The 23193-nt window shown below is 40.0% G+C and carries 23 protein-coding genes; 9 read left to right on the top strand and 14 right to left on the bottom strand.

Features of this window, described 5'->3' with window-relative positions; genetic code table 11:
• Positions 1 to 14 precede the first annotated feature (14 nt).
• The 3 genes from CQA63_RS04915 to rpsT are packed head-to-tail and all read right to left on the bottom strand — an operon-like array spanning position 15 to position 2403.
• Entirely contained in the window at positions 15 to 1022 is a 1008-nt protein-coding gene (locus tag CQA63_RS04915; protein ID WP_104700720.1) for a glycosyltransferase family 10 domain-containing protein, read from the bottom strand.
• On the bottom strand, positions 1023 to 2087 hold the full coding sequence (gene prfA / locus CQA63_RS04910) for a peptide chain release factor 1 (RefSeq protein ID WP_104700721.1): 1065 nt from the start codon (positions 2085 to 2087) through the stop codon (positions 1023 to 1025).
• A gap of 43 nt (positions 2088 to 2130) precedes the next feature.
• Positions 2131 to 2403 carry a 30S ribosomal protein S20 gene (gene rpsT, locus CQA63_RS04905; protein ID WP_104700722.1) on the bottom strand — a complete coding sequence of 91 codons (273 nt, stop codon included), beginning with the start codon at positions 2401 to 2403 and terminating at the stop codon, positions 2131 to 2133.
• A gap of 87 nt (positions 2404 to 2490) precedes the next feature.
• Between rpsT and glmM the strand changes: the two genes are divergently transcribed.
• The 8 genes from glmM to CQA63_RS09790 all read left to right on the top strand — a co-directional run bounded on the left by glmM (position 2491) and on the right by CQA63_RS09790 (position 12249).
• On the top strand, positions 2491 to 3846 hold the full coding sequence (gene glmM / locus CQA63_RS04900) for a phosphoglucosamine mutase (RefSeq protein WP_104700723.1): 1356 nt from the start codon (positions 2491 to 2493) through the stop codon (positions 3844 to 3846).
• A gap of 9 nt (positions 3847 to 3855) precedes the next feature.
• Positions 3856 to 4344 carry a signal peptidase II gene (gene lspA / locus CQA63_RS04895; protein ID WP_233706678.1) on the top strand — a complete coding sequence of 163 codons (489 nt, stop codon included), beginning with the start codon at positions 3856 to 3858 and terminating at the stop codon, positions 4342 to 4344.
• A gap of 266 nt (positions 4345 to 4610) precedes the next feature.
• Positions 4611 to 5027 carry a hypothetical protein gene (locus CQA63_RS04890; protein ID WP_147288728.1) on the top strand — a complete coding sequence of 139 codons (417 nt, stop codon included), beginning with the start codon at positions 4611 to 4613 and terminating at the stop codon, positions 5025 to 5027.
• A gap of 92 nt (positions 5028 to 5119) precedes the next feature.
• The gene (locus tag CQA63_RS04885; protein WP_233706679.1) at positions 5120 to 6091 is read left to right on the top strand and encodes a restriction endonuclease; all 972 of its coding nucleotides are present in this window, start codon (positions 5120 to 5122) and stop codon (positions 6089 to 6091) included.
• 49 nt (positions 6092 to 6140) lie between these two features.
• Complete coding sequence (locus tag CQA63_RS10215) at positions 6141 to 11423, top strand: type ISP restriction/modification enzyme (protein WP_115511832.1); 5283 nt, start codon at positions 6141 to 6143, stop codon at positions 11421 to 11423.
• 124 nt (positions 11424 to 11547) lie between these two features.
• The gene (locus CQA63_RS10400; protein ID WP_280524191.1) at positions 11548 to 11670 is read left to right on the top strand and encodes a hypothetical protein; all 123 of its coding nucleotides are present in this window, start codon (positions 11548 to 11550) and stop codon (positions 11668 to 11670) included.
• Between the two features lie 184 nt (positions 11671 to 11854).
• Positions 11855 to 12130, top strand: a complete 276-nt coding sequence (locus CQA63_RS09445; RefSeq protein WP_147288727.1) for a hypothetical protein — start codon at positions 11855 to 11857, stop codon at positions 12128 to 12130.
• The gene (locus tag CQA63_RS09790) at positions 12073 to 12249 is read left to right on the top strand and encodes a hypothetical protein (protein ID WP_170128373.1); all 177 of its coding nucleotides are present in this window, start codon (positions 12073 to 12075) and stop codon (positions 12247 to 12249) included. Before CQA63_RS09445 ends, CQA63_RS09790 begins: the two co-directional genes overlap by 58 nt.
• A 186-nt stretch (positions 12250 to 12435) precedes the next feature.
• Here the strand turns inward: CQA63_RS09790 and CQA63_RS04875 are convergent, their stop codons facing one another.
• From CQA63_RS04875 to CQA63_RS04825, 11 genes are read right to left on the bottom strand one after another with little or no spacing between them, the layout of a single operon-like run.
• Complete coding sequence (locus tag CQA63_RS04875) at positions 12436 to 12633, bottom strand: DUF5408 family protein (protein ID WP_104699689.1); 198 nt, start codon at positions 12631 to 12633, stop codon at positions 12436 to 12438.
• Positions 12630 to 13442 (bottom strand): metal ABC transporter permease, encoded by an 813-nt coding sequence (locus tag CQA63_RS04870; RefSeq protein WP_104699688.1) that lies wholly within the window; start codon positions 13440 to 13442, stop codon positions 12630 to 12632. The genes CQA63_RS04875 and CQA63_RS04870 overlap by 4 nt, the downstream gene beginning before the upstream one ends.
• Positions 13443 to 14273, bottom strand: a complete 831-nt coding sequence (locus CQA63_RS04865) for a metal ABC transporter ATP-binding protein (RefSeq protein ID WP_104699687.1) — start codon at positions 14271 to 14273, stop codon at positions 13443 to 13445.
• Between the two features lie 2 nt (positions 14274 to 14275).
• On the bottom strand, positions 14276 to 15136 hold the full coding sequence (locus CQA63_RS04860) for a metal ABC transporter solute-binding protein, Zn/Mn family (protein WP_104699686.1): 861 nt from the start codon (positions 15134 to 15136) through the stop codon (positions 14276 to 14278).
• Complete coding sequence (locus CQA63_RS04855; protein ID WP_104699685.1) at positions 15133 to 16482, bottom strand: SH3 domain-containing C40 family peptidase; 1350 nt, start codon at positions 16480 to 16482, stop codon at positions 15133 to 15135. Before CQA63_RS04855 ends, CQA63_RS04860 begins: the two co-directional genes overlap by 4 nt.
• A gap of 8 nt (positions 16483 to 16490) precedes the next feature.
• The gene (locus tag CQA63_RS04850) at positions 16491 to 16865 is read right to left on the bottom strand and encodes an arsenate reductase family protein (protein ID WP_104699684.1); all 375 of its coding nucleotides are present in this window, start codon (positions 16863 to 16865) and stop codon (positions 16491 to 16493) included.
• A gap of 46 nt (positions 16866 to 16911) precedes the next feature.
• The gene (locus CQA63_RS04845) at positions 16912 to 17391 is read right to left on the bottom strand and encodes a low molecular weight protein-tyrosine-phosphatase (RefSeq protein ID WP_104699683.1); all 480 of its coding nucleotides are present in this window, start codon (positions 17389 to 17391) and stop codon (positions 16912 to 16914) included.
• Positions 17388 to 18647: an aminofutalosine deaminase family hydrolase gene (gene mqnF / locus CQA63_RS04840; RefSeq protein ID WP_104699682.1), complete on the bottom strand. Its 1260-nt coding sequence runs from the start codon at positions 18645 to 18647 to the stop codon at positions 17388 to 17390. Before mqnF ends, CQA63_RS04845 begins: the two co-directional genes overlap by 4 nt.
• Entirely contained in the window at positions 18647 to 19462 is an 816-nt protein-coding gene (gene mscS, locus CQA63_RS04835) for a small-conductance mechanosensitive channel MscS (RefSeq protein WP_104699681.1), read from the bottom strand. The genes mqnF and mscS overlap by 1 nt, the downstream gene beginning before the upstream one ends.
• A gap of 32 nt (positions 19463 to 19494) precedes the next feature.
• Positions 19495 to 20724, bottom strand: coding sequence for a metal-dependent hydrolase (locus CQA63_RS04830; protein ID WP_104699680.1), 1230 nt, complete (start codon positions 20722 to 20724; stop codon positions 19495 to 19497).
• Between the two features lie 18 nt (positions 20725 to 20742).
• The gene (locus CQA63_RS04825; protein ID WP_104699679.1) at positions 20743 to 21483 is read right to left on the bottom strand and encodes a cytochrome c biogenesis CcdA family protein; all 741 of its coding nucleotides are present in this window, start codon (positions 21481 to 21483) and stop codon (positions 20743 to 20745) included.
• Between the two features lie 159 nt (positions 21484 to 21642).
• On the opposite strand from CQA63_RS04825, the gene CQA63_RS04820 reads away from it, so the two are divergent.
• Positions 21643 to 23193: a DEAD/DEAH box helicase gene (locus CQA63_RS04820; protein ID WP_104699678.1), complete on the top strand. Its 1551-nt coding sequence runs from the start codon at positions 21643 to 21645 to the stop codon at positions 23191 to 23193.

Raw genomic sequence — 23193 nt, 5'->3', positions numbered from 1 at the left:
GATGGCTTTATGTGCTATTTTAGCCATTGATAGCATAATTTAAATGGTTTGAATACCTTTTTGAAGCTATTTGCAATGGTATTGCTTATTTTGCGAGTTTTTTGAAACTTACAATAACGTTTTTCAAGATTACATCGCCATTGCCCAAAACCTCTACGATAAGCTAATTCAATGGGTTGATTAAAAATATTAAGTAAAAACGATTCAAGCTTATTATCAAAATATACTTCATGTGTGTCATCTAAGAAGCTTGGTTGTGAGAGCATATCTAAATACGCTTGCTCATTTTCATCAAGGTATTGGATTACTTTTAGAATCTCTTCAAAGCTCTCATAATTATGGCAGTTGATAAAAGCCCTTGGATTTATGCCACCGCCATTAGATTCCAAAGGTTTGCTTACTTGTGTATCTCCCCAATAAATAGGTATAGTTTGCGCACCAAGGGCTTGGATTAGCTTTTCAGTGGTGTAGCCATTTGTGCTTGAATTCTCAAATGCGATATTAAACTTCCCCTCTTGGAGAAAGGCAAGTTTATCCTTCACACGCTTGCCTATGTTGTTTTGATAAGCTCCACCGCTATGGACTTTTTTATATTTAGAGAGAAAGGTAAAAAATTGTGCGCGTTTTTCATCTGCTTTGCCATTACTTACTACAAAAGTGCAAAAACGCGTTTTGCTTTTAAGAGTCTTAGCATTAATATTGCGGTGTTTATTGCTAGCTTTTGCCATTTCTTCTTCATTATGCAAATAGAGCGGGTAGCGCAAATATCTATCTTCAAATTGCATATAATCAAAGCCAATAGCATAATCACAAAAGTTAAAATCAGCCCGCACATTCTCACCGCAGCTAAAGATTCTAATGCCCTTATAATTGATATGCTCCTCTCCCATAACGGAGTAGAATACATAATCAGGGTCTTTTTGCGTGTATATGAGCTCATAGTGTTTGGAGAGTATTTTAGGGATTTTCCCCTGCAAGGCACCATCGCAAAAATACACTTTCTTAATGGGTTTATGTGCCATTTATTCTAATGCTCCCATAACTTGGCTTTGCGCATGGGCAATAAGCGGGTTAATCACTTCATCAAGCAAGCCACCTAGCATAATTTCCTCTAAACTATAGAGTGTTAAGCCAATGCGATGATCTGTAAGGCGATTTTGTGGGTAGTTATACGTGCGGATTCTCTCGCTCCTATCCCCGCTTCCTACTTGTGTTTTACGAGTTTCTTTATTTTGGGCATTTTGTGCTTCAAGCTCAGCTTCATAGAGACGTGCTTTGAGAATCTTAAGGGCTTTGTCTTTGTTTTTATGCTGGGATTTCTCATCTTGCATAGATACGCTAATACCTGTGGGGATATGCGTAATCCTCACAGCTGAATCTGTAGTATTAACGCTCTGTCCCCCGTGCCCTCCACTGCGGAATACCTCAATTTTTAAGTCATTGGGGTTAATGTCTATTTGCACATCATCAACTTCAGGCATAATCGCAACGGTGATGGCTGAAGTATGGATACGACCTTGAGATTCTGTCTCGGGGACGCGCTGCACGCGGTGAGTGCCTCCCTCGTATTTGAGCTTAGAATATGCCCCTTGCCCCTTAATAAGGGCGATGATTTCTTTATAGCCGCCTACATTATTCTCACTTGAGCTCATAATCTCTACTTTCCACTTTTGTAAATCTGCATAACGGCAATATGCCTTAAATAAATCCCCTACGAAAATCCCCGCTTCATCTCCTCCCGTGCCTGCGCGAATTTCTAAATAAATGTTTTTCTCATCATTGGGGTCTTTAGGGATAAGTAAGATTTTAATTTCTTCTTCTAAAAGATTTTTTTGCGTTTCTAATTCTTTAAGCTCTTCTTTTGCGAGTTCGCCTAATTCTTTATCTTCGAGCAGGGCTTTGTTGTCTGCGATATGTTGGAGGATAAGGAAATAGCTTCTAGCTTTCTGTACGATTGGCTCTATGTCGCTTTGTTCTTTGCTGAGTTGCGTGAGCTGCTTGACTTGAGAGAGGGTAGATTCTAAAGTGAGGAGGTTTGAAATCTCATCATAACGTGCCACTATGGGCTTTAGTTTATCGACAAGCATTCAAAACTCACTTGCAAATCTCACTTATGTATTAAAAAGAGTGCTATGCACCTTGAGCGATTTTTTTCACACTCGCATTTAAACGTGATACTTTTCTTGCGGCAGTATTTTTGGTTAAAATTCCTTTGCTGACATATTTATGCAATTCTTTATTGGCAATTTTCAGTGCTTCTTGGGCTTTTGGGAGGTCTTTTTGAGCGAGCGCTTCTCTCAAGTTACGCACGATATTTTTAATACGCGTTTTATAGTAGCGATTGCGTTCAGTTCGGGTTTTGGTTTGTCGGATACGTTTTTGCGCGGATTTGTGATTTGCCATGCTTTGTTAGTCCTTTTTAAAAAAAATTAAGGCAAAATCATGCCAAAAGTTTATTTAAATGCAGTTTAAAGCCTTTAAGGAGTGGGTATGAAAGAAAAGAGAGCAAAGCTTTTTGGAACCGATGGTGTAAGAGGACGTGCAGGAGAGGTTATTACGCCATCAAGTGTGATTGCTTTAGGTGCGAGTGCGGGCATACACTTTCGTAATCACTCCCTTACAAATAAAATCTTAGTAGGCAAAGATACCCGCCGCAGTGGCTATATGATAGAAAATGCCCTTGTCTCTAGCTTTACATCGGTAGGATATGATGTAATACAAATTGGTCCTATGCCCACACCAGCGGTTGCCTTTCTCACAGAAGATATGCGCTGTGATGCAGGGGTAATGATCAGTGCGAGCCATAATCCTTATGATGATAATGGCATTAAATTTTTCAATCATCGCGGTTATAAGCTTGATACACAAGAAGAGGAGAGTATAGAATCATATTATTATGATAGTAATGCCCTAAGTGCTGCGCTAAAAAGTGGGCAAGATATAGGCAGCTCTAAACGTATTGATGATGTCGTGGGTCGCTATATTGTGCATATTAAAAGCTCCTTTCCAAAGCACCTTACCTTGCATGGGCTAAGAATTGTATGTGATTGTGCTAATGGTGCAGCATATCGTGTCGCCCCTGTGGTGTTAAGGGAGCTAGGGGCTGATGTGATTGTTATTAATGATGAGCCCAATGGCTTTAATATTAATAAGCAATGCGGGGCAATGCACCCTGAAGGCTTAGCTCAAGAAGTGCGCACATATCGTGCTGATGTGGGATTTGCCCTTGATGGTGATGCAGATAGACTTGTTGTAGTGGATAATGAGGGGAATATTGTTAATGGTGATAAGCTTATTGGTGCGCTGGCTTTGTATCAAAAAGAGCGAAATATGCTTAAAAATAATGCCATTGTCGCTACTTTGATGAGTAATTTAGCCCTTGAAGAATTCCTCAAGGCTCATCAAATAGGCTTGTATCGATGTAATGTTGGTGATAAATATGTATGGGATATGATGCAAGAGCATGAGCTAAATTTTGGAGGAGAGAATAGCGGGCATATTATTTTTAGCGATTATGCAAAGACAGGAGATGGCTTAGTCAGTGCGTTGCAGGTTTTGGCACTTTTATTGCAAAGTAAGCAAGATTCACATAAGGCACTTAATCCCTTTGAAATTTATCCTAGCGAGCTAGTCAATCTTAAAGTGAATTACAAAAAGCCCCTTGAGCAAATCCCCGCCTTGCAAGAGAAGCTAGATAGCATTAGCAAAAGTGGAAATCGCCACCTTGTGCGCTACTCTGGCACAGAGAACAAGCTCCGAATCTTAGTAGAGGGCAGGGATAAAAAGCTTGTTAGTTCGCAGGTGAAAAAGCTTGTTGGATTTTTCCAACAACATTTAAGTATGTAATTTCTGCTTATGTTTATGTATGTGTATCATCTCAAAAAAAGCCAGATTTTCCTATCCTTTGTGCTTTTTGTGCTAAGTGTGGGCTTTGACCAATATATCAAGTTTATTATGCTTGGGGGCTTTGCGTGGGAGAGTGAGGCTCTCACTATAGGCGGGCGGGCGCTTGTCTATAATAAGGGCGTGGCATTTTCTATGTTTAGCTTTTTAGATGAATATTTGAAATATTTGCAAATTGCGTTGCTAGCTATAGTGCTTTTTTTGGCTTTATGGAGCGATTTTTTTAGCAAACATTATGCCCCGCTAGGTATTTTACTTGGCGCTGGGGTATCAAATATTATTGACCGCTTTATCCATGGGGGTGTTGTGGATTATATATATTGGCATTATTGGTTTGATTTTGCCATTTTTAATGCCGCTGATGTGCTGATTGATATAAGTGTCGTGTGGATTTTATGGCAAATGCTACAGCGCCAAAAGTTGGAAAAACGCTCTTCATAATTTTAAGGGGTAAGATAGGTTACCTCCTCTTGGGGGCGGACGTAGCGAAGGCAAAGAATTGCTTTACAAAGCCACTAGACAATCCCAATCCTATTGTCATGTCTAGAGCCCCCATTACAGAGGGCGAAGAATCTCTGCCCGAATCACCAGCGACTCCGTTATTTTGTCATGTCTATAGCGAAGCGAAGAATCTCTTAACGAGTCACTAGTCGCCAACAGAGATTCTTCGCCTGCTATGCAGGCTCAGAATGACAAAATAATTTCCCTTGCGGGTAGCCAAGTTTGTCATTCTGAGGGAGGGCGTGAGAGCGACCGAAGAATCTCTCTCATTTACTAAAGACTCTTTAACAGAATCGCTAGAAAGGCAGTTAGTTTGTCATTCTAAGCCCCCAATAAAGGGCGAAGAATTGTTTTCAAAAACACCAAAAGGCACGACTAGTGATTCTTGCAGAGATTCTTCGGTCGCTACGCTCCCTCAGAATGACAACGGGATAAAATCTACTAGAAATCCAAAAAGAGATGATTCACAGAAAGCCCACAGAGATTCTTCGGGGCTGAAGCCCCTCAGAATGACAATAAGTCTGACCCGCAAGAGAAACCCACACATAATAAACACCTATAAAGCAAAGAAGTTTGTCATATTCACGCTTTGCAAAGCCAAAGAGCCTCTGTGGGGCTTTTGAGTGAGTAGTGAGTATAAATTAACTTTGATATGAAAAAGCGAGGAGTTAATAAAAGTTTGCTATAAAGCTAAACTTTACTTTGAATGAGAGTTATGGAGGAAATTATGGGATTTGCTGAAGTGGTGAATGCGTTATTGAGTGAATCGCAAAGTAATGCACAGCAGGGAAAGAAGTTTGAGAAGTTGATTAAAGCCATTTTGCAAAGGGAAATGGTGTTGCAAAATACATTTCATATTAAAAAAGTCTATTTATGGAGTGAATTTAGCGATAAGTATCATATTAATCGAGCTGATTTTGGCATAGATATAATGATTGAGACCCATAATGATGAGTTTATTTCTGTGCAGTGCAAGGCGTTTAAGCCAGAACATACGTTAAGTCTTGGTGATGTAAAGAATTTTTTAGGCATTAATAGCATTCTTAATAATAAGGGCGATGCAGTGATTAAGATTTCTCAATCTCTGCTTTTTTGCACTTGCAAAGGTATAAGTAATGAAGTGTTAAAGGCATTAGAAACTAATGCAAACGCCGATAAAGCCAAGGGGCAAGCTTATGGCTATAATGAACTCCAAAATTTAAGTATTAATTGGGAGGCTTTGGAGCTAAATAATATTGAAAATAGCATACAAATTAAAGGCAAAAAATCGCTACGTCCTCACCAACTTGAGGCGTTTGAAGCCATTAAAAGCCATTTTTTAGAGCAAGAAAATGAGCGAGGCAAGGTTATTATGGCTTGTGGCACGGGTAAAAGTTTGCTTGCTATTCGTAGCATTGATTATATAGTCCAAAGTGGCGAGATAGCACTTTTCCTCACGCCAAGCTTGGCTTTGACTAACCAAATAATCAAAGAATTTTTCTCCCAAAGTGAAAGTAAGCATTATGAAGTATTTGCCGTATGCTCTGATAAAAAAGTAGGTTCAAAGATAGATAATGAAGATGCAAAGAGTAATGAATTATGTATTGCTCCTACAACAAACGCCCTCACTCTAGCAAATAAAATAGCGCAACTAATCCCACAAAACACCAACCACAAGGAATTTATGCCCCCCCCCCCATGTATCTAAAAATAATAACGCTTTAAAGCAAGAAACTAGCGATCTAAAACCCCCCAAAATTATCATCTTCTCTACCTATCAAAGTATAGATGTACTCATAGAGGCGCAAAAATATTTTAAACACCAAATTAAGTTTATCATTAATGATGAGGCTCATCGCACCGCAGGCGTGCAAAAGCTTGATGGAGAGGGAGAGAAGCGCGAAATAAGCGTATGGCAAAAAACGCATAATAATGCCCTCTTAAACGCCAAATACCGCCTCTACCTCACCGCCACACCCAGAATCTACTCCCCAGAAGCAAAAAACAAAAAAACAGACCAAGATTTACTCCTTTTCTCAATGGATGATGAGAAACTCTTTGGAAGTGAAATTTATAATTTAAAGTTCTACCAAGCCATACAAGAGGGGCTTTTAAGCGATTTTCGCGTGGTTATAAGCTATATCAGTGAAGAATATATAAGCAAATTTCTAAGCGAGTTATCAAAGCAATCAAAATTAGATGAGCACAAAAACCTAGACATAGAGCGGACCGGAAAATACGTAGCCCTAAGCCACGCGCTTAAAAAGCAAAATTTGCATTTTATTAACACCGATGGCACAAGAGAGGAGTTTAAAGAAGATGGCATTCCCTTAAAACGTGCTATAGCCTTCCACCGCTCTATTAGAGATTCTAAAATTATGGAAGAGCACTTCCCTAAGGTATCCCCGGAGATAGATGTAAAGCATATCGATGGCACATTTAATGCCTATGAGAAGGCTGAGAAACTTGCGTGGCTAAGTGATGGGGGCAAGGGCTGCTTAGTGCTAAGTAATGCCAAATGCCTAACAGAGGGCATAGATGTGCCAAATTTGGATGCTGTGTGCTTCCTTGATAAGAGGGATTCTGTGGTGGATATAGTCCAAGCTGTGGGACGTGCGATACGCAAGAGTGAGGGTAAGAAATATGGCTATATTATCTTGCCCATCCTTTTAAGTGAAAAAGAAATTCAAAATTATGACGCCACATTAAGAAACAACAAAAAGTTTAAAATCGTGTGGGACGTCCTAAAAGCCCTAAGAAGCCACGATGAGCGACTTGTAGATGAAGCACGTATTAATGAAGTATTAATGGAAGCTTATATGCCACAAGAAGCAAATATGCCAGAGGGTGGGCTATTTGGGCTAGATGAGCTCCTAAGTGCTATGCACAATGCCATTCCCAAACACTTAGGTGATTTGCAATATTGGGAGAATTATGCCCCTGATGTGGGTGATAGTATAGAACGCTTAGGTCTAAGGATCACCACACTCACGCAAGAAAATGCCAATATCAAAAAGCTTTTTACGCATTTTTGTAAATCATTGCAAAATAGCTTAAATGCCAGCTTTGAGGAGAGTGAAGCTATCGCCCTTATAGCCCAGCATATCGTTACAAAGCCTATTTTTGAGCATATTTTCCCTCATGTGAATTTTGCGACCTTTGATAAAGTGAGTGCTGAGCTAGAAAAATTCTATGAAAAGCTCCTAGCTATGGGCTTAGGTGCCGAGAGGGAGAGCCTAGAGAAATTTTATATGAATGTAAAGAGTAGAGCGGAGTTTGCCCAGAGTGATAAAAGCAAGCAAAATCTCATTAAAAACCTCTATGATACACTCTTTAAAAAAGCCTTTAAAAAGGATCAACAAAAGCTAGGTATCGTCTGTACGCCACTAGAGGGTGTGGATTTTATTATCCACTCTATTGCCTACGCGCTAAAAAAGCATTTTAATAAAAATTTAAGTGATAACAATGTGCATATTTGTGATCCTTTCACAGGCACAGGGACATTTATCACGCGCTTAATTCAAAGCGGCTATTTGGATAGTAATTTAGAATCAAAATACAAAAAGGAGCTATGGGCAAATGAAATAACGCTTTTAGGGTATTACATTGCACAGATTAATATAAGCGCTAGCTACCATGAACGTCTTTTAAAACTTAGGGAAACTTCAGCTTTGGGTAGGCATTCAAGCGATTTAGAAAATTTTGAGGGTTCGCAGGCACACAGCCTAGCCTCACCCCCAAAATTTTCTAAAAACCCTCAAAGCCCCACCGCAAATCTTAGAAGCTTAGAATCACAAGCAGTTTTGCAAAGCAAAGACTTTCCACTTGAGCAACACAACCCCAAAAATTCATCTACAACCTTAGAATGCCAAAACATTAACGAAATGAACTTGCATGATTCTCAAAGCCCTTTTTGTCATTCTAAGCATTGCGAAGAAACTTCGCCCGAATTACCAGCGACTCCGTTAGTTTGTCATTCTGAGCGAAGCGAAGAATCTCTCTCTGAATCACTAGTCGCTAAAAGAGATTCTTCACCCCTTGCAGGGGTTCAGAATGACAAAATAATTTCCCTTGCGGGTAGCCAAGTTTGTCATCACGAGGGCGGGCGTAGCCCAACCGAAGAATCTCTCTTATCTACTAAAGACTCCTTAACAGAAACACTAGAAAGGCGGTTACTTTGTCATTCTGAGCGAAGCGAAGAATCTCTAAAGGAATCACTAGTCGCCCACAGAGATTCTTCGGTCGTTTCACTCCCTCAGAATGACAATAGTGGCAGAGTTTCTAGCAATCCTAAAAGCAATTCTTCGCTTGAGAATCAAGCGAAGAATGACAAAATCCCTAACCACATAGGAGACTTGGATAAAGCAAATCCACAAGAGCAAGATTATATCCTTATGGATAATCTCCTTTTTACCGACACTTTTAATACCTACACGCCAGATTCTAAGGGCTTTAAGGTGCATATTGCTAAGCGAGAGAGTGAGAGTTATCAGGGAGAATATTTTAAAAAAAATTATCAAAAAATCACAGAATTTAAAAACACCGATTTTAAAGTCTTTGTAGGGAATCCTCCATATTCGACCGGGCAAGAAAGTGCCAATGATAATAATCAAAATACAGAATATCCATATTTAGAGCAAAGAATCGCAGAGACTTATCAGCAAGAATCTATTGCAACAAGCACAACAAATGCAAGTTATGATAGCTTTAAACTTGCTATACGTTATTGTAGCGATAGAATTGGTGAGAGCGGAGGGATTATAGGCTTTATCACAAATGGTAGCTTTATTGATAACAACACTGATGATGGCTTTAGGGCGTCTTTAGCATCTGAATTTGACTATATTTATATCTTTAATTTACGGGGGAATGCAGGAACAGCAGGTGAGCTTAGAAAAAAAGAGGGAGGAGGATTCTTTGATTCGGGCTCTAAGACACCTGCGGCTATTGTGCTACTTATTAAAAGTGGATGCGAAGAATTGCTATTTGATTCACCAGAAATTTTCGAAGTTTGTGATTCTTCGCTTTCACAAGAAAGCGAAGAATCTCTTAAAGAATCACTAGTCGCTAAGAGAGATTCTTCGGTCGTTTCACTCCCTCAGAATGACAAACTTTGCTACCCGCAAGGGAAATTACTTTGTCATTCTGAGGGCTTTATGCCCGAAGAATCTCTACCCGAATCACTAGTCGCCAACAGCAATTCTTCGCTTGATTCTCAAGCTCAGAATGACAAAATGACGAGCCATTCTAAGGGAGTACCTCATTCCAAAGCAGCAATTTATTACTATGATATTGGGGATTATAAATCTAGGGAAGAGAAACTAAATACTTTAAACACCCTTAAGTCTATAGAAACTTTAGATACGCAAGGGCTTTGGAGTAAAATAGAGCCCAATAAAGATTATGATTGGATTAATCAGCGAGATTATAGCTTTATGGCATTTATGCCTATAGGGAATACTGATAGCAAACTCAAATCTCTGCAAACACTTAAGAATATAAAGAATAAAGATAAGCTAGATTCTGAACTCTTGCAAGAGGATTATGTAGATATTTTTGAAATGTTTTCTGCTGGTGTTAAAAGTAATCGCGATTCTTGGATATATAACTTCTCACGCAAAGAACTAGAATCTAATATGCGTTTTATGATAGCAAATTACAATGCGGAGGTAGCTAAAAGGGAGCAAGATGCTGGTTATCAGCCAATTATGGATGAGACAAAGATTAAATGGACAGATAATCTTAAAAGCAGCTATAGTAAGAATTTTAGAATTGTGTTTGATTCTGAAAAGATTCAAAGTTCATTTTATCGCCCATTTTGCAAAATGCCAACATATTATGATAAAAGTTTATTTCATAGCACCTACAAAATGTCCCTCTTGTATCCTAGTTGTAATTTATTAAATTTAACTATTTGTGTAGTAGGCAGAGGAAGCAATAAAGAATTTTCGGCTCTTATGACTAGCTATATAATAGAATATGCTCTTTTGCAAAATTCCCAATGTTTCCCCCTCTATTATTATGAAGAGCTTGATTCTATAATCTCTAAAGAAGAAGCTTTGCTTAAGGGCATAAGTGAGGCTACATACAAGCAAATGCAGGATAATCCACAATCAAGCTTTTATCACCGCAAAGACGCGATAAGAGATGAGGCGTTAGCTAGATTTAGGGAAGTGTATAAAGCATTTTGGGAAATTCACCCAGAGTATAAAGCACCTTGCAATGCAGGGGATTCTACTTTGCTTTTATCACAGATGAGAAATTGTAGTTTTACTAAAGAAAGCAAAGCTTTTCAAGCTCGAGGCGAAGGGAGTTTAGTAAGCCTAAATGACCGAGCCGAGAGTGCAGAATCTGCAATTTATCGCTGTGAGATAAGCAAAGATTCTATATTTTATTATATTTATGCCTTGCTTAACCACCCCACTTATAAGGCAAAGTATAAAGATAATTTGAGCAAGATGCTGCCTAGAATTCCTTTTATGAAAGACTTTTTTGGCTTTGAGAAAGCAGGGAGGGAGCTAGCAAGCCTGCATTTAAACTATGAGGCTTGGGTAGAAAAGGGCGATTTTAGCGCTCCTTGTGGGGCTTTTGCGTGTTTGGCAAAGGATTTAAGAGAATCAAAAGAGAGTGCTAAGGGGCTATTTGCTAACAATGTGAGAGAGATGGCAGCAGCAGAGTTAGCGAATCTAGGCGAGAATGACTTTAGGATAGATAAGTTGAAATTTCGCACAAAAGGTATCACAGATACTATTCTCTTTAATGAGAAAATTGCTATTGTGAATATCCCCCCAAAGGCGTATGAATATGTAGTGAATGGCAAAAGTGCGATAGAGTGGATAATGGATCGCTATGCAGTGAGTGTTGATACTAAAAGCGGGATAGTTAATGACCCGAATTTATATGTGAGCCAAGAGGGGGCATTAGCTGGGCTAAAAGGCGGGAGATATGCGCTTAACTTGCTTTTAAGCGTGATAGAGATGAGTGTAAGGAGTGTGGAGGTGATAGGGGGTATGCCTAAATATGAGGTGCTTGAAGTTTAAAGGGGGGAAACTTCAGCTTTGGGTAGGCATTCAAGCGATTTAGAAAATTTTGAGGGTTCGCAGGCGCACAGCCTAGCCTCACCCCCAAAATTTTCTAAAAACCCTCAAAGCCCCACCGCAAATCTTGGAAGTTTTAGAATCACTAGAAAGGCAGTTATTTTGTCATTCTGAGCGTAGCGAAGAATCTCAGCCCGAATCACTAGAAAGCCCACAGAGATTCTTCACCCCTTGCAGGGGTTCAGAATGACAAAATAATTTCCCTTGCGGGTAGCCAAGTTTGTCATTCTGAGGGAGGGCAGAGCCCGACCGAAGAATCTCTCTTATCTACTAAAGACTCCTTAACAGAACACTAGAAAGGCAGTTAGTTTGTCATTCCAAGCCCCCAATAAAGGGCGAAGAATTGTTTTCAAAAACACCAAAAGGCACGACTAGTGATTCTTGCAGAGATTCTTCGGTCATTACCACTCCCTCAGAATGACAATAGTGGCAGAGTTTCTAGCAATTCTAACAGAGATTCTTCGCCTGCTATGCAGGCTCAGAATGACAATAAGTCCAATCTGCAAGACAAAATTACCTTACAAAGGAAATTAGTTTGTCATTCCAAGCATTGTGAAGAAACTTCGCCCGAATTACCAGCGACTCCGTTATTTTGTCATGTCTCGCGGGCGGGCAAAGCCCAACCGAAGAATCTCTACCTGAGTCACTAGTCGCTAAAAGAGATTCTTCGGCTTTTACAAAGCCTCAGAATGACAATAGTGGCAGAGTTTCTAGCAATTCTAAAAGCAATTCTTCGCTTGATTCTCAAGCTTTAGACATGACAAACTAACAGCCTTTACTAGAAAGCCCACAGCAATTCTTCAGGGCTGAAGCCCAAAGATATGACAATGAATCCAACAATTCTAACAGCAATTCTTCACCCTCTTGCAGGGGTTTGTGATGGCAAAGAGGTGGAGTCGCTGGTGAATTTAGCAAAGATTCTTCGCTCGCTACGCTCCCGCTAGATATAATCATACTATTGCTGGCTTTTGTTTTCACTGGTATTTAAGCGCTCTTGCAAGGTTTTAATTTCTTTGCTCATCGCGGCTGTGGCGGTAATTTGGTTAATAAGCACATAAAGTGTGATAAGGCTTAAAAGCAATGTAGTAAAAACGCAAAATAATGCGATTTTCACAGCCCTTTTGGCGATTTTTGAACTTTCTTCTTCTTTCATTTTGCACTCCTTGTGTATTTGTGGATTATTATAGCAATGCCCATAGCAAGGCTAAGAAGCACTACGATACACGCTCCAATGCTTACATTACACCAATAGGCTACAAAGAATCCTGCCCACATAAAAGTAAGTGAAATAAGCCAAGAGAAGCACATCATCATAGCAAGGCTATGGCAGAAGAGATTGGCTATATATGCGGGGATGGAGAGAATGGCTAAAACTAAAATGAGCCCGCCAACACTCATTGAGAGTACTACCCCTATGGCAATGCACACAAAGATAATGCTTGTCCAAACATAGACATTTAAGCCCTTAAGCGTGCAAAACTCACTATCATAAAATAAGGCTAATATCTCATAATAATATAAAGCGATAAAGCCAATTAAAAATACATCAAAGCACATCATAGAAAGCATATCCCCAAAGCTTACAGCAAGCAGTGAGCCAAAGAGATAGCTTGAGATGTCATTATTGTATCCGGGAGTTATGTCAATAAGGATTACACCTATTGCCATACCTAAAGCCCAGCTAGCCCCCACATACGCATCAAGGCGTTCTTGTTGGTATAAAAACGCATAAGCAAGAAATAGCGCCATAATAACGCCAAAAAGCATAGCCCCAAGTGTTGTGCTAAAGCCACAAAATAGCGCCAAGCCCACGCCACCAAAGGCACTATGGGCTACACCTCCAGCGACAAAGACATTTTTATTTGCCACGATGATAGAGCCAATGATCCCCGCACAAATACTCACAAGAAAGGACATAAATAGCCCCATCCATACAAATTGATATGAAAATAATTCAGCCATTTATTTACCTTGTGTGGGCTTAGAGGGAGGGTAAGACACAGGGGAATCTATGGGGGAACTGATAGCAGAATGCCCAGATGAAACTCTCAGTATATCTTTAATGGAATCTTTAGTGCTAATGGCAGGATTTTGCCCAAAGGAAGTGAGCAGATCAATTTCACAAATATGCCCTGTATTGTGAATCTCACAGGGTGGGACATTATGGCTAATGGCATATTTATTGATATATAAAACCTTGCTTGCATAGCCTAAGGTAAGGGTAATATCATGGCTTATAACGATTATGCCTAGAGTGCTATTTAGCTTTATAAGTAAGTCATATATATCTTTTTGTGCTTTGACATCTACATTTGCAGTGGGTTCATCAAGGATAAGCAGTTTAATATCATTGACAATGGCACGCGCGATAAGCACCTTTTGCCTCTCGCCCCCGGAGAGGGCGTATAGGGGCTTTTTGGCAAGATGAGTGAGAGATAGCTCCTCCATAATGTGATGTATCTTTGCCTTATGTTTGCCAATCTTAAAGCCTAAGCTCTGAGGTTTAAGCAAGCCTAGCGCGATTACATCTTCAACGCGAATGGGGAAGTTGAGATTGTGGTTGGTATTTTGCGGGACATAGCCTATCTGGCTTTTCTGCAGAGATGAAGTGAAGTGAATCTCCCCACTTTGGGGCTTTAATAAGCCTAAGAGGAGCTTAATAAATGTGCTTTTGCCTCCACCATTTGGTCCAATAATTGCCCAAAACTCCCCCTCTTGCATACTAAAGCACACATTTTCTAATACATTTGTTTTAGCATAGGCAAAGCAGAGGTTTTTTACATCTAAAAGCATAATTAGTCTTTAAAATATGTTTGCATACAGCTAGATACCTCATCTAAAGCAAGAGAAAAGGCTATCTGGCAGGCATTACTTTGAAGTGAGAGAAGCCATGATTGAGAGAGTGGATCAAGGCTAAGGATGCGGAGATTTAAAGCATTAGCAAAGCTTTGAATGCGCGAAGAGGCAAATTGAGGCTGGGTAAAAATCACTTTGATATGTTTTTCTTTAATGTGAGTGAGGAGTTGATTAAGCCCTTGGGCTTTTAGCTCTTTCCCATCATGCTCAAAGCTATATTCATATAAGCCAAAATCTCTAGCAAATTCCCCAAAGGCAGGGTGATAAGTGATGAAATGCTTTTGTGCTATGGGTTGGGCAAAGAGTGTATGCGTTTGCTGCGTGATACGCTCTAGCTTGCTAAGAAGCTTTGTGCTAGCTTGTTTAAATGCCTCTGCATGGAGTGGGTCTATGCGACTTAAGAGTGATGAGATAAGGCTAATTTGAGGCTGCACACTTTGTGCGGAGAGCCAAATATGTGGGTTATGGCTGTGATTATGTGCATTTGTGGGGTTTGATAGATTGTGATAAATAAGTGTGGGGTTTATGTGTGTAAAACGTTTAAGCCAAGTTGCTTCAAAGGGCATACCCACGCCAAAGAATACTTGTGCTTTCGCAATATGCTTCATTTGCTCTATATTGGGCTCATAGATTTCAGGGGACTTTGCAGGTGGGATTAACACTTCCACTTCTATATGCTCTCCACCAATAAGCTCTAGCATTTCCTTTTGAGGGAGGACGCTCACAAGCACTTTAATAGGTGCAGATTGCACATAATAACACAGGAGGCAGAGTAGGCTAAGGATTTTGTAGCATTTCATTTGCTTTCCACTATTTTATTTGCGATATTTGAGAGGTTAGACATTGCTTGGATTTTATCAATCAATAATGGCGATTTGGCAAAGATTCCATTATGCTCTCCTCCTGCATAAAGAGAGGTGATTACTACTCCACCTAGCATATTTTCATAATATTTGCCGCTTGTTACACTCCATGCACTATGGGCGATTATCACTCTGCCTTGAAAGTGCCCAAGATAGAGCATAATATGCCCATTCTGCCATAGTATGCTTTGATAAGGTGTGGCATTAGCGATGATAAATGCTTCTTTTTGCTTGCGATTAAATTTGCTTAAATCGATACTATTTTGCCCATATTGCACTTGTGCTTTTGAGTTACGAGGGAGGTGCAGGGCATATTGGGTGAAAATATCGCGTATAAAGGCTGAGCAATCGCGATTTTCAAGTAAGCCACCCCAGCCATATCGTTGCCCTATCATCGCATTAATGCTATGGGCGATATTTTGGGGATTTAACTTAAGCGGAAAGGGAGCAAACATCTCTTTTGGGGCGTATATCAGCTCTTGCTTTAGCTTGCCATTAGGGAGGCGACTATAGTGGATAAGTGTAAGCTTTGTGCCATCTTTATGCTTAATGGGGAAAAGCTGCCCAATGCGGGCATACATTACAAAGTCATTTTGAGCATCATAGAGGGGGATATTATCTTTAATGGGTGTAGCATAGTCTTTAAGGGCTTGCAATGCCTTTATTTGAGACTCTTCGATAATACCTACATGCGCACTTTGTATCCAGCCATATACAAAGCTAGATTGTATATGCACCCATGCCTTATCTTGGCTTATATGAGTGATTAACACTGGTGTATTGGCAAAAATAAGCGAGTTTTGCCATCTATCAAATGGATAGCCATTTGCTTTGTTAAACATAGGCTTTAGAGTGGGCACAGCACGGACATGAGTGGTTGTGGTAATAATCGCCTTTGCGTTAAGCTTGGGATAAGATTCAATCTGCATAGATTCTAAAATCTCTTCTGTGTAAGAGAGCGGATTTTTTTGCAAATGCTCTCCGAATCCGGGGGCTTTAATCAAAGAGGGCTTAATCCAAAATACTTCATTGACATTGGGGTTTGGCTTTTCCTGCCATGGGGAGTAATACTTCTGCAAATAGTCGTTTTTGAGTTTTTGCAGAGCCTTTTTACTTTCTGGCTCATCTGCCTTATCCTCCAGCATAGAATCTTCGAGGTAAAAAAGCGCATCTTGAGGTAATTGCACTAAGTCTTTTACTTGTGTGCTAGGAATGACCTTAGGCGCACAAGCATTGAAGATAATCAGCAAAGCACATATAGCAATAAAGTGAAAAGCTTTCATTATGCCTCTTAGAATCTTTGGTTTTGATATGTTTGTATAAGCTCAAGTATGCCCGATTCATCATAGCCAATGATTAGGGTATTTGGGGCGGTGATGATAGGACGTTTAAGGAGGAGTGGGTATTGCTTAAGGAGGGATATTTGTGCTTTTATGTCAGTTTGCTCATCTGTGATTATGCCCTCTTTTTTAAGCTTTTTATATGTAGTGCCCTTGTTATTTAACACGATAGCAATACCCTTTTGCTTTATCCAAGATTGTATTAGGGAATCTTGCAGGGAGTGGGTTTTTAGGTCAATGAAATCAAAGGGAATGCTGTGTTTATCTAAAAGTGTGATAGCCTTTTTCACACTGCCACAAGTTTTAATGCCATAGAGGGTTATCATTTTTTCTCCTATCATTTTTATATTTATCTCCTATATTTTTGGGGAGCTAAGAATGCGGGGATTCTATCACGGGATAGTGTATAGAGAGTAGATTATGCACGCAAAGGTGTATCATTTGATAGATTTGTTCAAAGCCTTCTTCATCTTTATATTTATACGGGTCGGGAATATCTGCGCCCTTTAGCCCAAACTCACCAAGCTTTTTTAGCTTCTTTTTCTCAAAGCCAAGTGAAAGCAGGTCTGCATAATTATGTCTATCAAGGGCTATTATGAGATCAAAGCCACAATCAGCATATACATTAATGCGTCTGCCTTTGAGTATATCTATATTAATGCCATGCTTTTTAGCTATATTGCGTGAGCCCGCACATGGTGCTTCATCAATATGCCAGCCGCTTGTCCCTGCGGAATCTACCTTGAGATTGAGATTATGCTTTGTGGCAATATCGCGTGCGATACCTTCAGCCAATGGCGAGCGGCATATATTCCCTAAGCACACAAACAATATACTCTTTGGGGTATTCATAAGACAGCCTTTGTGTTGATATAGAGACGCGAGGGCTTTTGAGAGTGTAGGATAAAGTGCAGTGCAGAGCGGGAGAGAGCTTCACCTTGGCTAACAAGTGGCTTTATAAAGTCAAAAAGTGCAAAATCCACACTTTTACCCTCCTGTAATGTGCCATTATTTAGCCCTAAAGCCTTCGCTCCATAGAGTGTAGCGCTTAAAATCAGCCTGCAAGCAAGTTTGTTCATATCTTCATTAGGGTAGGCATAAAGGCTCGCTCTTAGCTCATCTAGGAGATTGACATTATTATTTGAGCTTTTTCCATCTGTACCAATGGCTAAGGGAATATCTGTATGCCTAATGAGCTTATGGGGAAAAAAGCGGTTATTTAAGAGGCGATTACTTCTAGGGCAGGTAATGATAGCTCCTCCTAATTTGTCTATAAGCCTTGCTTCTTCTTCTGTGATATAAAGGCAGTGTGTGAGTGAGAGATGTTTAATGGGGGAGAGCATTTCTAAAAAGCTTTGTGGTGTATAGAAGCTTTTTAGACTTTCTAAGCCGGCAAGCCTTTGGAAAAAGCCCTTAAAGTAGCCACTACTTTGCGTAAGCCACTCTCTCTCATGGGAAGATTCTAAAAAATGCGCACTTAAAGGGTAATTCTCTTGTGTGGCTATAGTGATAAGCTTTTGTGCCATAATGGGGTGAAGGGAGTAGGGTGAATGCAAGGCAAGTGCGGGTATAAAGCGACTTGAGGCAAGAGTCTTTGATTCTTCTAGGCGAGAGATGAGATTTTTATAAAGAAAGTCAATGGCACTTGGATTACTGCCTATGGCTTCATTGAAATACACTACTCTTAAAGGGCTTTTGGCAAGGGGGAGCATATCATTCCCATAGCTGCTTATAGCCCCTACACTGCCTACTCCTGCCTCTACTTGCTCTTTGATACCTTGGGTGATTATAGATTCTATACCATCTCCTAAAAGCGCATCTCTTTTTTGCATAAGGCTATCAAGCCATACGCCAAAATCGCCATAGCTAAATTCTGCAAAATGCGCACCGAATTCAAAATGTATGTGTGCATTAATGAGTGCGGGGAGCAGTACTCCATTGGGGAGGAAAGTCCTTTGAGCGTGCGGATAGAGTGCGCAAAGCTCCTTATAATCTCCTACCTTAATGATACTATCTTGCCCCTCTTCAAAGGCAATAGCACCATTATGGATAATGCTAAAATTTTCATCACACTTAAAAACTAGCCCCGCACCAAAGATTTGCAGCATTAACTTGCCTTTGTGATATTAATATCAAGCTTATTGTATGGAATCTCAATGCCATTTTCATCTAAAGCTGCCTTGATAGATTCTAAGACTTTGCTTTGTGTGTTGATAATGCCATATTCAAGTTTTACCCAAAAACGCAGTGTGAAATTTAGCGAGCTTGCGCCAAATTCAGTTAAGCCAATAAAATGAGACTGCCCCAAATCCACTTCGGGGGTGCTTTGCAATATATCAGCGATAATTTTTTTAACAGATTCTACATCACTTTGATAGCCCACTCCAATAAGTAGCTCTATGCGCCTTTGGTCATTAAAGGTCGTGTTAATGATATTTGCTTTAGCGATATTGCTATTAGGGATAATGGCAAACTTGCCATCGGTTAAGCGCAATTCTGTTGTGAAAAGATTAATAGCCTCCACATTGCCTGTCATACCGCTAATTTCTATCAAATCTCCCCTTTTAAATGGGCGGAGGATAATAAGTATAATCCCACTTGCCACAGATGAGAGGGAATCTTTAAGTCCTAGTGCGATAGCCACGCCTGCTGTGCCTAGCACGGCGATAATGGAATTTGTCTGCACGCCAATAGTACCAAGCGCGGCAATAATCATCACCACAAGAGAGAGGATAAAAATCACTTGAGAGATAAAACGTCCTAATATTTCATCTCTTTTTGCAATGGCTTTAGAGACTTTCGTGCGTATGAAACGTGATACATAATAGCCTAGCACAAGGATAAGAAAAGCTTTTGTAAGGGCGATACCAAGCTGTTCAAGTTGGGGCATATAGCCTAAGAAATGTGTTTGCATATCTTGCATAAATCCTCCTTTGATGGCAAGTTTAGGGTGAATTAGGGCAAATAATGAAGTGTTTGATGTGAAAGTAGGGCTTCTACTTTCGCATAGAGCTTATGTCCATTATAGGGCGAGAAATTATCATTAAAGTAAAAATGCGCCTTAGGATCTACGATGATAAGCTCAGCGATTTTCCCCTCATTTAATGCACCCTTATTGAGTTTTAGAATCTGTGCGGGCATATAGCTTGTGAGCTTTGATATAAGCTCTAAGGGGATATTGTGCTCTTTATAGAGATACGTATAAAGGAGTGAGAAATACACTTCAAGTGCGTCTATGCCAAAGCTTGCTAACTCAAACACTTGGTCCTTTTTTGACTTAAAGTCCGCACATTGGAGGCTTGTAAGAAGCTGTATTTTATTATGCTCTAAATCTTTTAGCATTTGTGCCCTCTGTGTTTCATCTACAAGTGGGGGGTTAATTTTAGCAGCGGTGTTATAGCCCTCACATAGGCTTTCATTAAGGATAAGGTGGTGAATGGAGCTTTGAGCGAAAAATGCCGCTTGCATGGGGTAAGAATCCTTAAAGTGATGAAGTATCTCTAGGCTACGAGGATATGTAAGTGTGTCAAAAATAAGCTTAATGGGGAAGTCTTTAAGCATTTCAGCGATTTTGGCTACTTCTTTGGTTTGACTATATGCAGGGATTGAGGGTAAGCCAAGAGAAGCGCTTAAAAGCCCCTCATTCATAACCCCCTCACTCAAAGTTTTATCTTGACAGAAGCATATAAGGGGAATATCTAGCATTTGCGCATATTGGGCAATGCTTATTAGCGTATGGGCATTCATATCACTTCGTGCAAAGATTGCCCGCCCGCCACTGCTGTGCAAGGTGCTTACATCAATAAGCTTATGCTCTGCATTAATGGGGCTAATAGCGGGCAGGAGGTGGATAGGGGATTGTGCATTGAGGCTTTTAATAAGCTCAATAGTGCCGCTTTCATTACAGGCGGGGGTAGTGTGTGGGTAAAGGAGCATACTTCCTATACCGCCTTTTAGGGCTTTTTGCGCAAGTGAGAGGAGGTTTTTTACACAAAGGGAGAGGCTTTTAGGTGATACATTTAAATCAATCATAGCCGGGAGGAGGAGTTTATTTTGTAAATCAATGACTTCTTCATTATTTTTGGCAGAAAGTGAGCCTATTTGCGTGATAACGCCATTTTCAGCGCGCAAGTCGCCCTCTCTTATCCCTTGATAATCACAGAGTGTCGCATTTTTAAAAAGCATAGTAGTCCTTTAGCAGCATTATAAAAGTAAAAAGTCTGTTTTTTGCATAATAATAAGCACGCCAATAAGCATAAGGAGCACGCCAGAGATGACTTCCACAAAGCGTAAAAATGCGGTGAGTTTTTTAAGAAAATATAGGCTTGTATCAATAAAAATACCAACGAGCATAAAGCACAAGCCCAACCCCGCACAATAGCTTAGCATAAGGTAGAATGCTATATTTGCTTGAGAGGCAGAGAGGGTGAGGATTGAAGCAAGGATTGGACCCACACATGGGCTCCAGCCAATACTAAAGCCTACCCCTAGCACAAAGGGAGAGAGTAAGCTAAGGCTTGTATGTGCTCCCTCCCTAAATTTGAGATTACTAAGGAGATTGTTAAGATTCCAATATCTATATAAAAAGCTAAATTTAAACGGAAAGAGAAAGTGAATGCCAAAGAGGATAATCACACCCCCTGCGATATAACGTAACCAAGCAGAGGCAAGTAAAGAGCCCAACATAGAGCCCGCAAAAATGCCAAGAGTGATAAAAACAAAAGCAAATCCAATGACAAAAAGGAAAGAAGTAAGCACAATCTTCCCCCTATGTTTTGTGCCATTATGCTCTAGCTCATATATGCTTACACCAGAAATATAAGAAACATAAGGAGGGATAAGCGGGAGGAGGCAAGGGCTTAAAAAAGTCAGAATCCCAGCAAGGAAGCTTGCCCCAAAAGGCATGGAGTGATACAGACTTAAAAGTGTGCTATCAAGATTCACTGCTATCCTTTACTTATGCTTAAACTTGGGTTTATGGGAATATGGGGATTATATCTAAGAGGGACAATAATTTTGTAAATTACACCCATAAAGTCTAATTTTATTATATAATCTCACTCTAGCATAACACACACAAATACATCACAAAGGTAAGCTTCTATGAATAAGACAGATACGACAGAAAGCACAAATAATGCACTTGAAGAATACATATCAAAGCATACAAAGAAAGAGAAAGAAAATGATGAGAGAGCAGGGAGAGGATTCCAAGATTTTGGGTTAAAAGATTTCGTGCTTAAGGGCATTAAAGAAGCGGGCTTTAGCACGCCATCCCCTGTGCAAAGCCAAAGTATTCCTATTATTTTGAAAGGGCGGGATTTGATCGCCCAAGCTCAGACAGGTACGGGTAAAACGGCGGCATTTGCTATACCGATTCTCAATGCCCTTAGTCGTAATAAAGAGATAGAGGCGCTTATTATCACACCTACGCGAGAGCTTGCTATGCAAATTAGCGAGGAGATTCTCAAACTTGGACGTTTTGGCAGGATTAAAACCATTTGTATGTATGGTGGGCAAAGTATCAAACGTCAATGTGATTTACTTGAGAAAAAGCCTAAAGTGATGATAGCAACCCCCGGGAGATTGCTTGATCATTTGCAAAATGAGCGCATAGCTAATTTCCTCCCTAAAATCGTAGTCCTTGATGAAAGTGATGAAATGCTAGATATGGGGTTTTTAGATGATATTGAAGAGATTTTTAAATTCCTGCCTAATTCTCATCAAACTTTGCTTTTTTCAGCGACTATGCCAAAGCCCATTCAAGCCTTAGCGATGAAGATTCTCAATAACCCCGCATTTGTGAAGATTACCCCCGCAGATGTAACAAACCAAGACATAGAGCAGCAATATTATATTATCAATGAGGGTGAGAGAGATGATGCGATTGTGCGCCTTATAGAAACACAAAATCCCACAAAAAGCATTATCTTTACACGTATGAAAAAGGAAGCCCAAGCCCTCGCTACAAGGCTCACTCAACGCGGTTTTAAGGCTATGGCATTGCATGGAGATATGGAGCAATGGGAGAGACGCGAGAGTGTGAAGGCTTTTAAGGAAAATAAAATCGAGCTGCTTGTAGCTACCGATGTCGCTTCACGGGGGCTAGATATTAGCGATGTAAGCCATGTGTTTAATTATCATATACCGCTTAATCCAGAGAGCTATGTACATCGCATTGGTCGCACCGGGAGAGCAGGCAAAAAGGGAGTGGCTATTACATTAGCTACACCACTTGAATATAAAGAGCTAAGCAAGATTAAACAGATGACAAAGGCTAAACTCACTTTATGCGAAATAGTCCAAGAATATAGCGATGATACCCTCTCACAAGAAATTGCACGTACAAAGGTCAGTGATAAGTCTATTATGATTTATGAAAAGCTAAAAGATAAGATAGATACTACACAGCTCTGCTTAAAGCTGATTTCAATTCATTTAGAGAAAAATGCGAATGCTCAAATTGGCTTTACAAAGGAGCAAATCGCCCAGCTAGAATCTCAAAATGAAGAATCTGCACTCAAAAAAAATAAAAAATATAACTCCAATACAAAAAACAAAGATGGTAAAAATAAAACTAGCAAGACAAGAGGTAAGAAAAAATATGATGATATAGATAGGAGCGAATCCTATATGGGGAGCATTTGGGGGTAA

Source organism: Helicobacter marmotae, assembly GCF_003364255.1.
Lineage (GTDB): Bacteria > Campylobacterota > Campylobacteria > Campylobacterales > Helicobacteraceae > Helicobacter_C > Helicobacter_C marmotae.
Note: the sequence above shows the minus strand (reverse complement) of the source record. Positions and strands in the feature narration are given on the sequence as shown.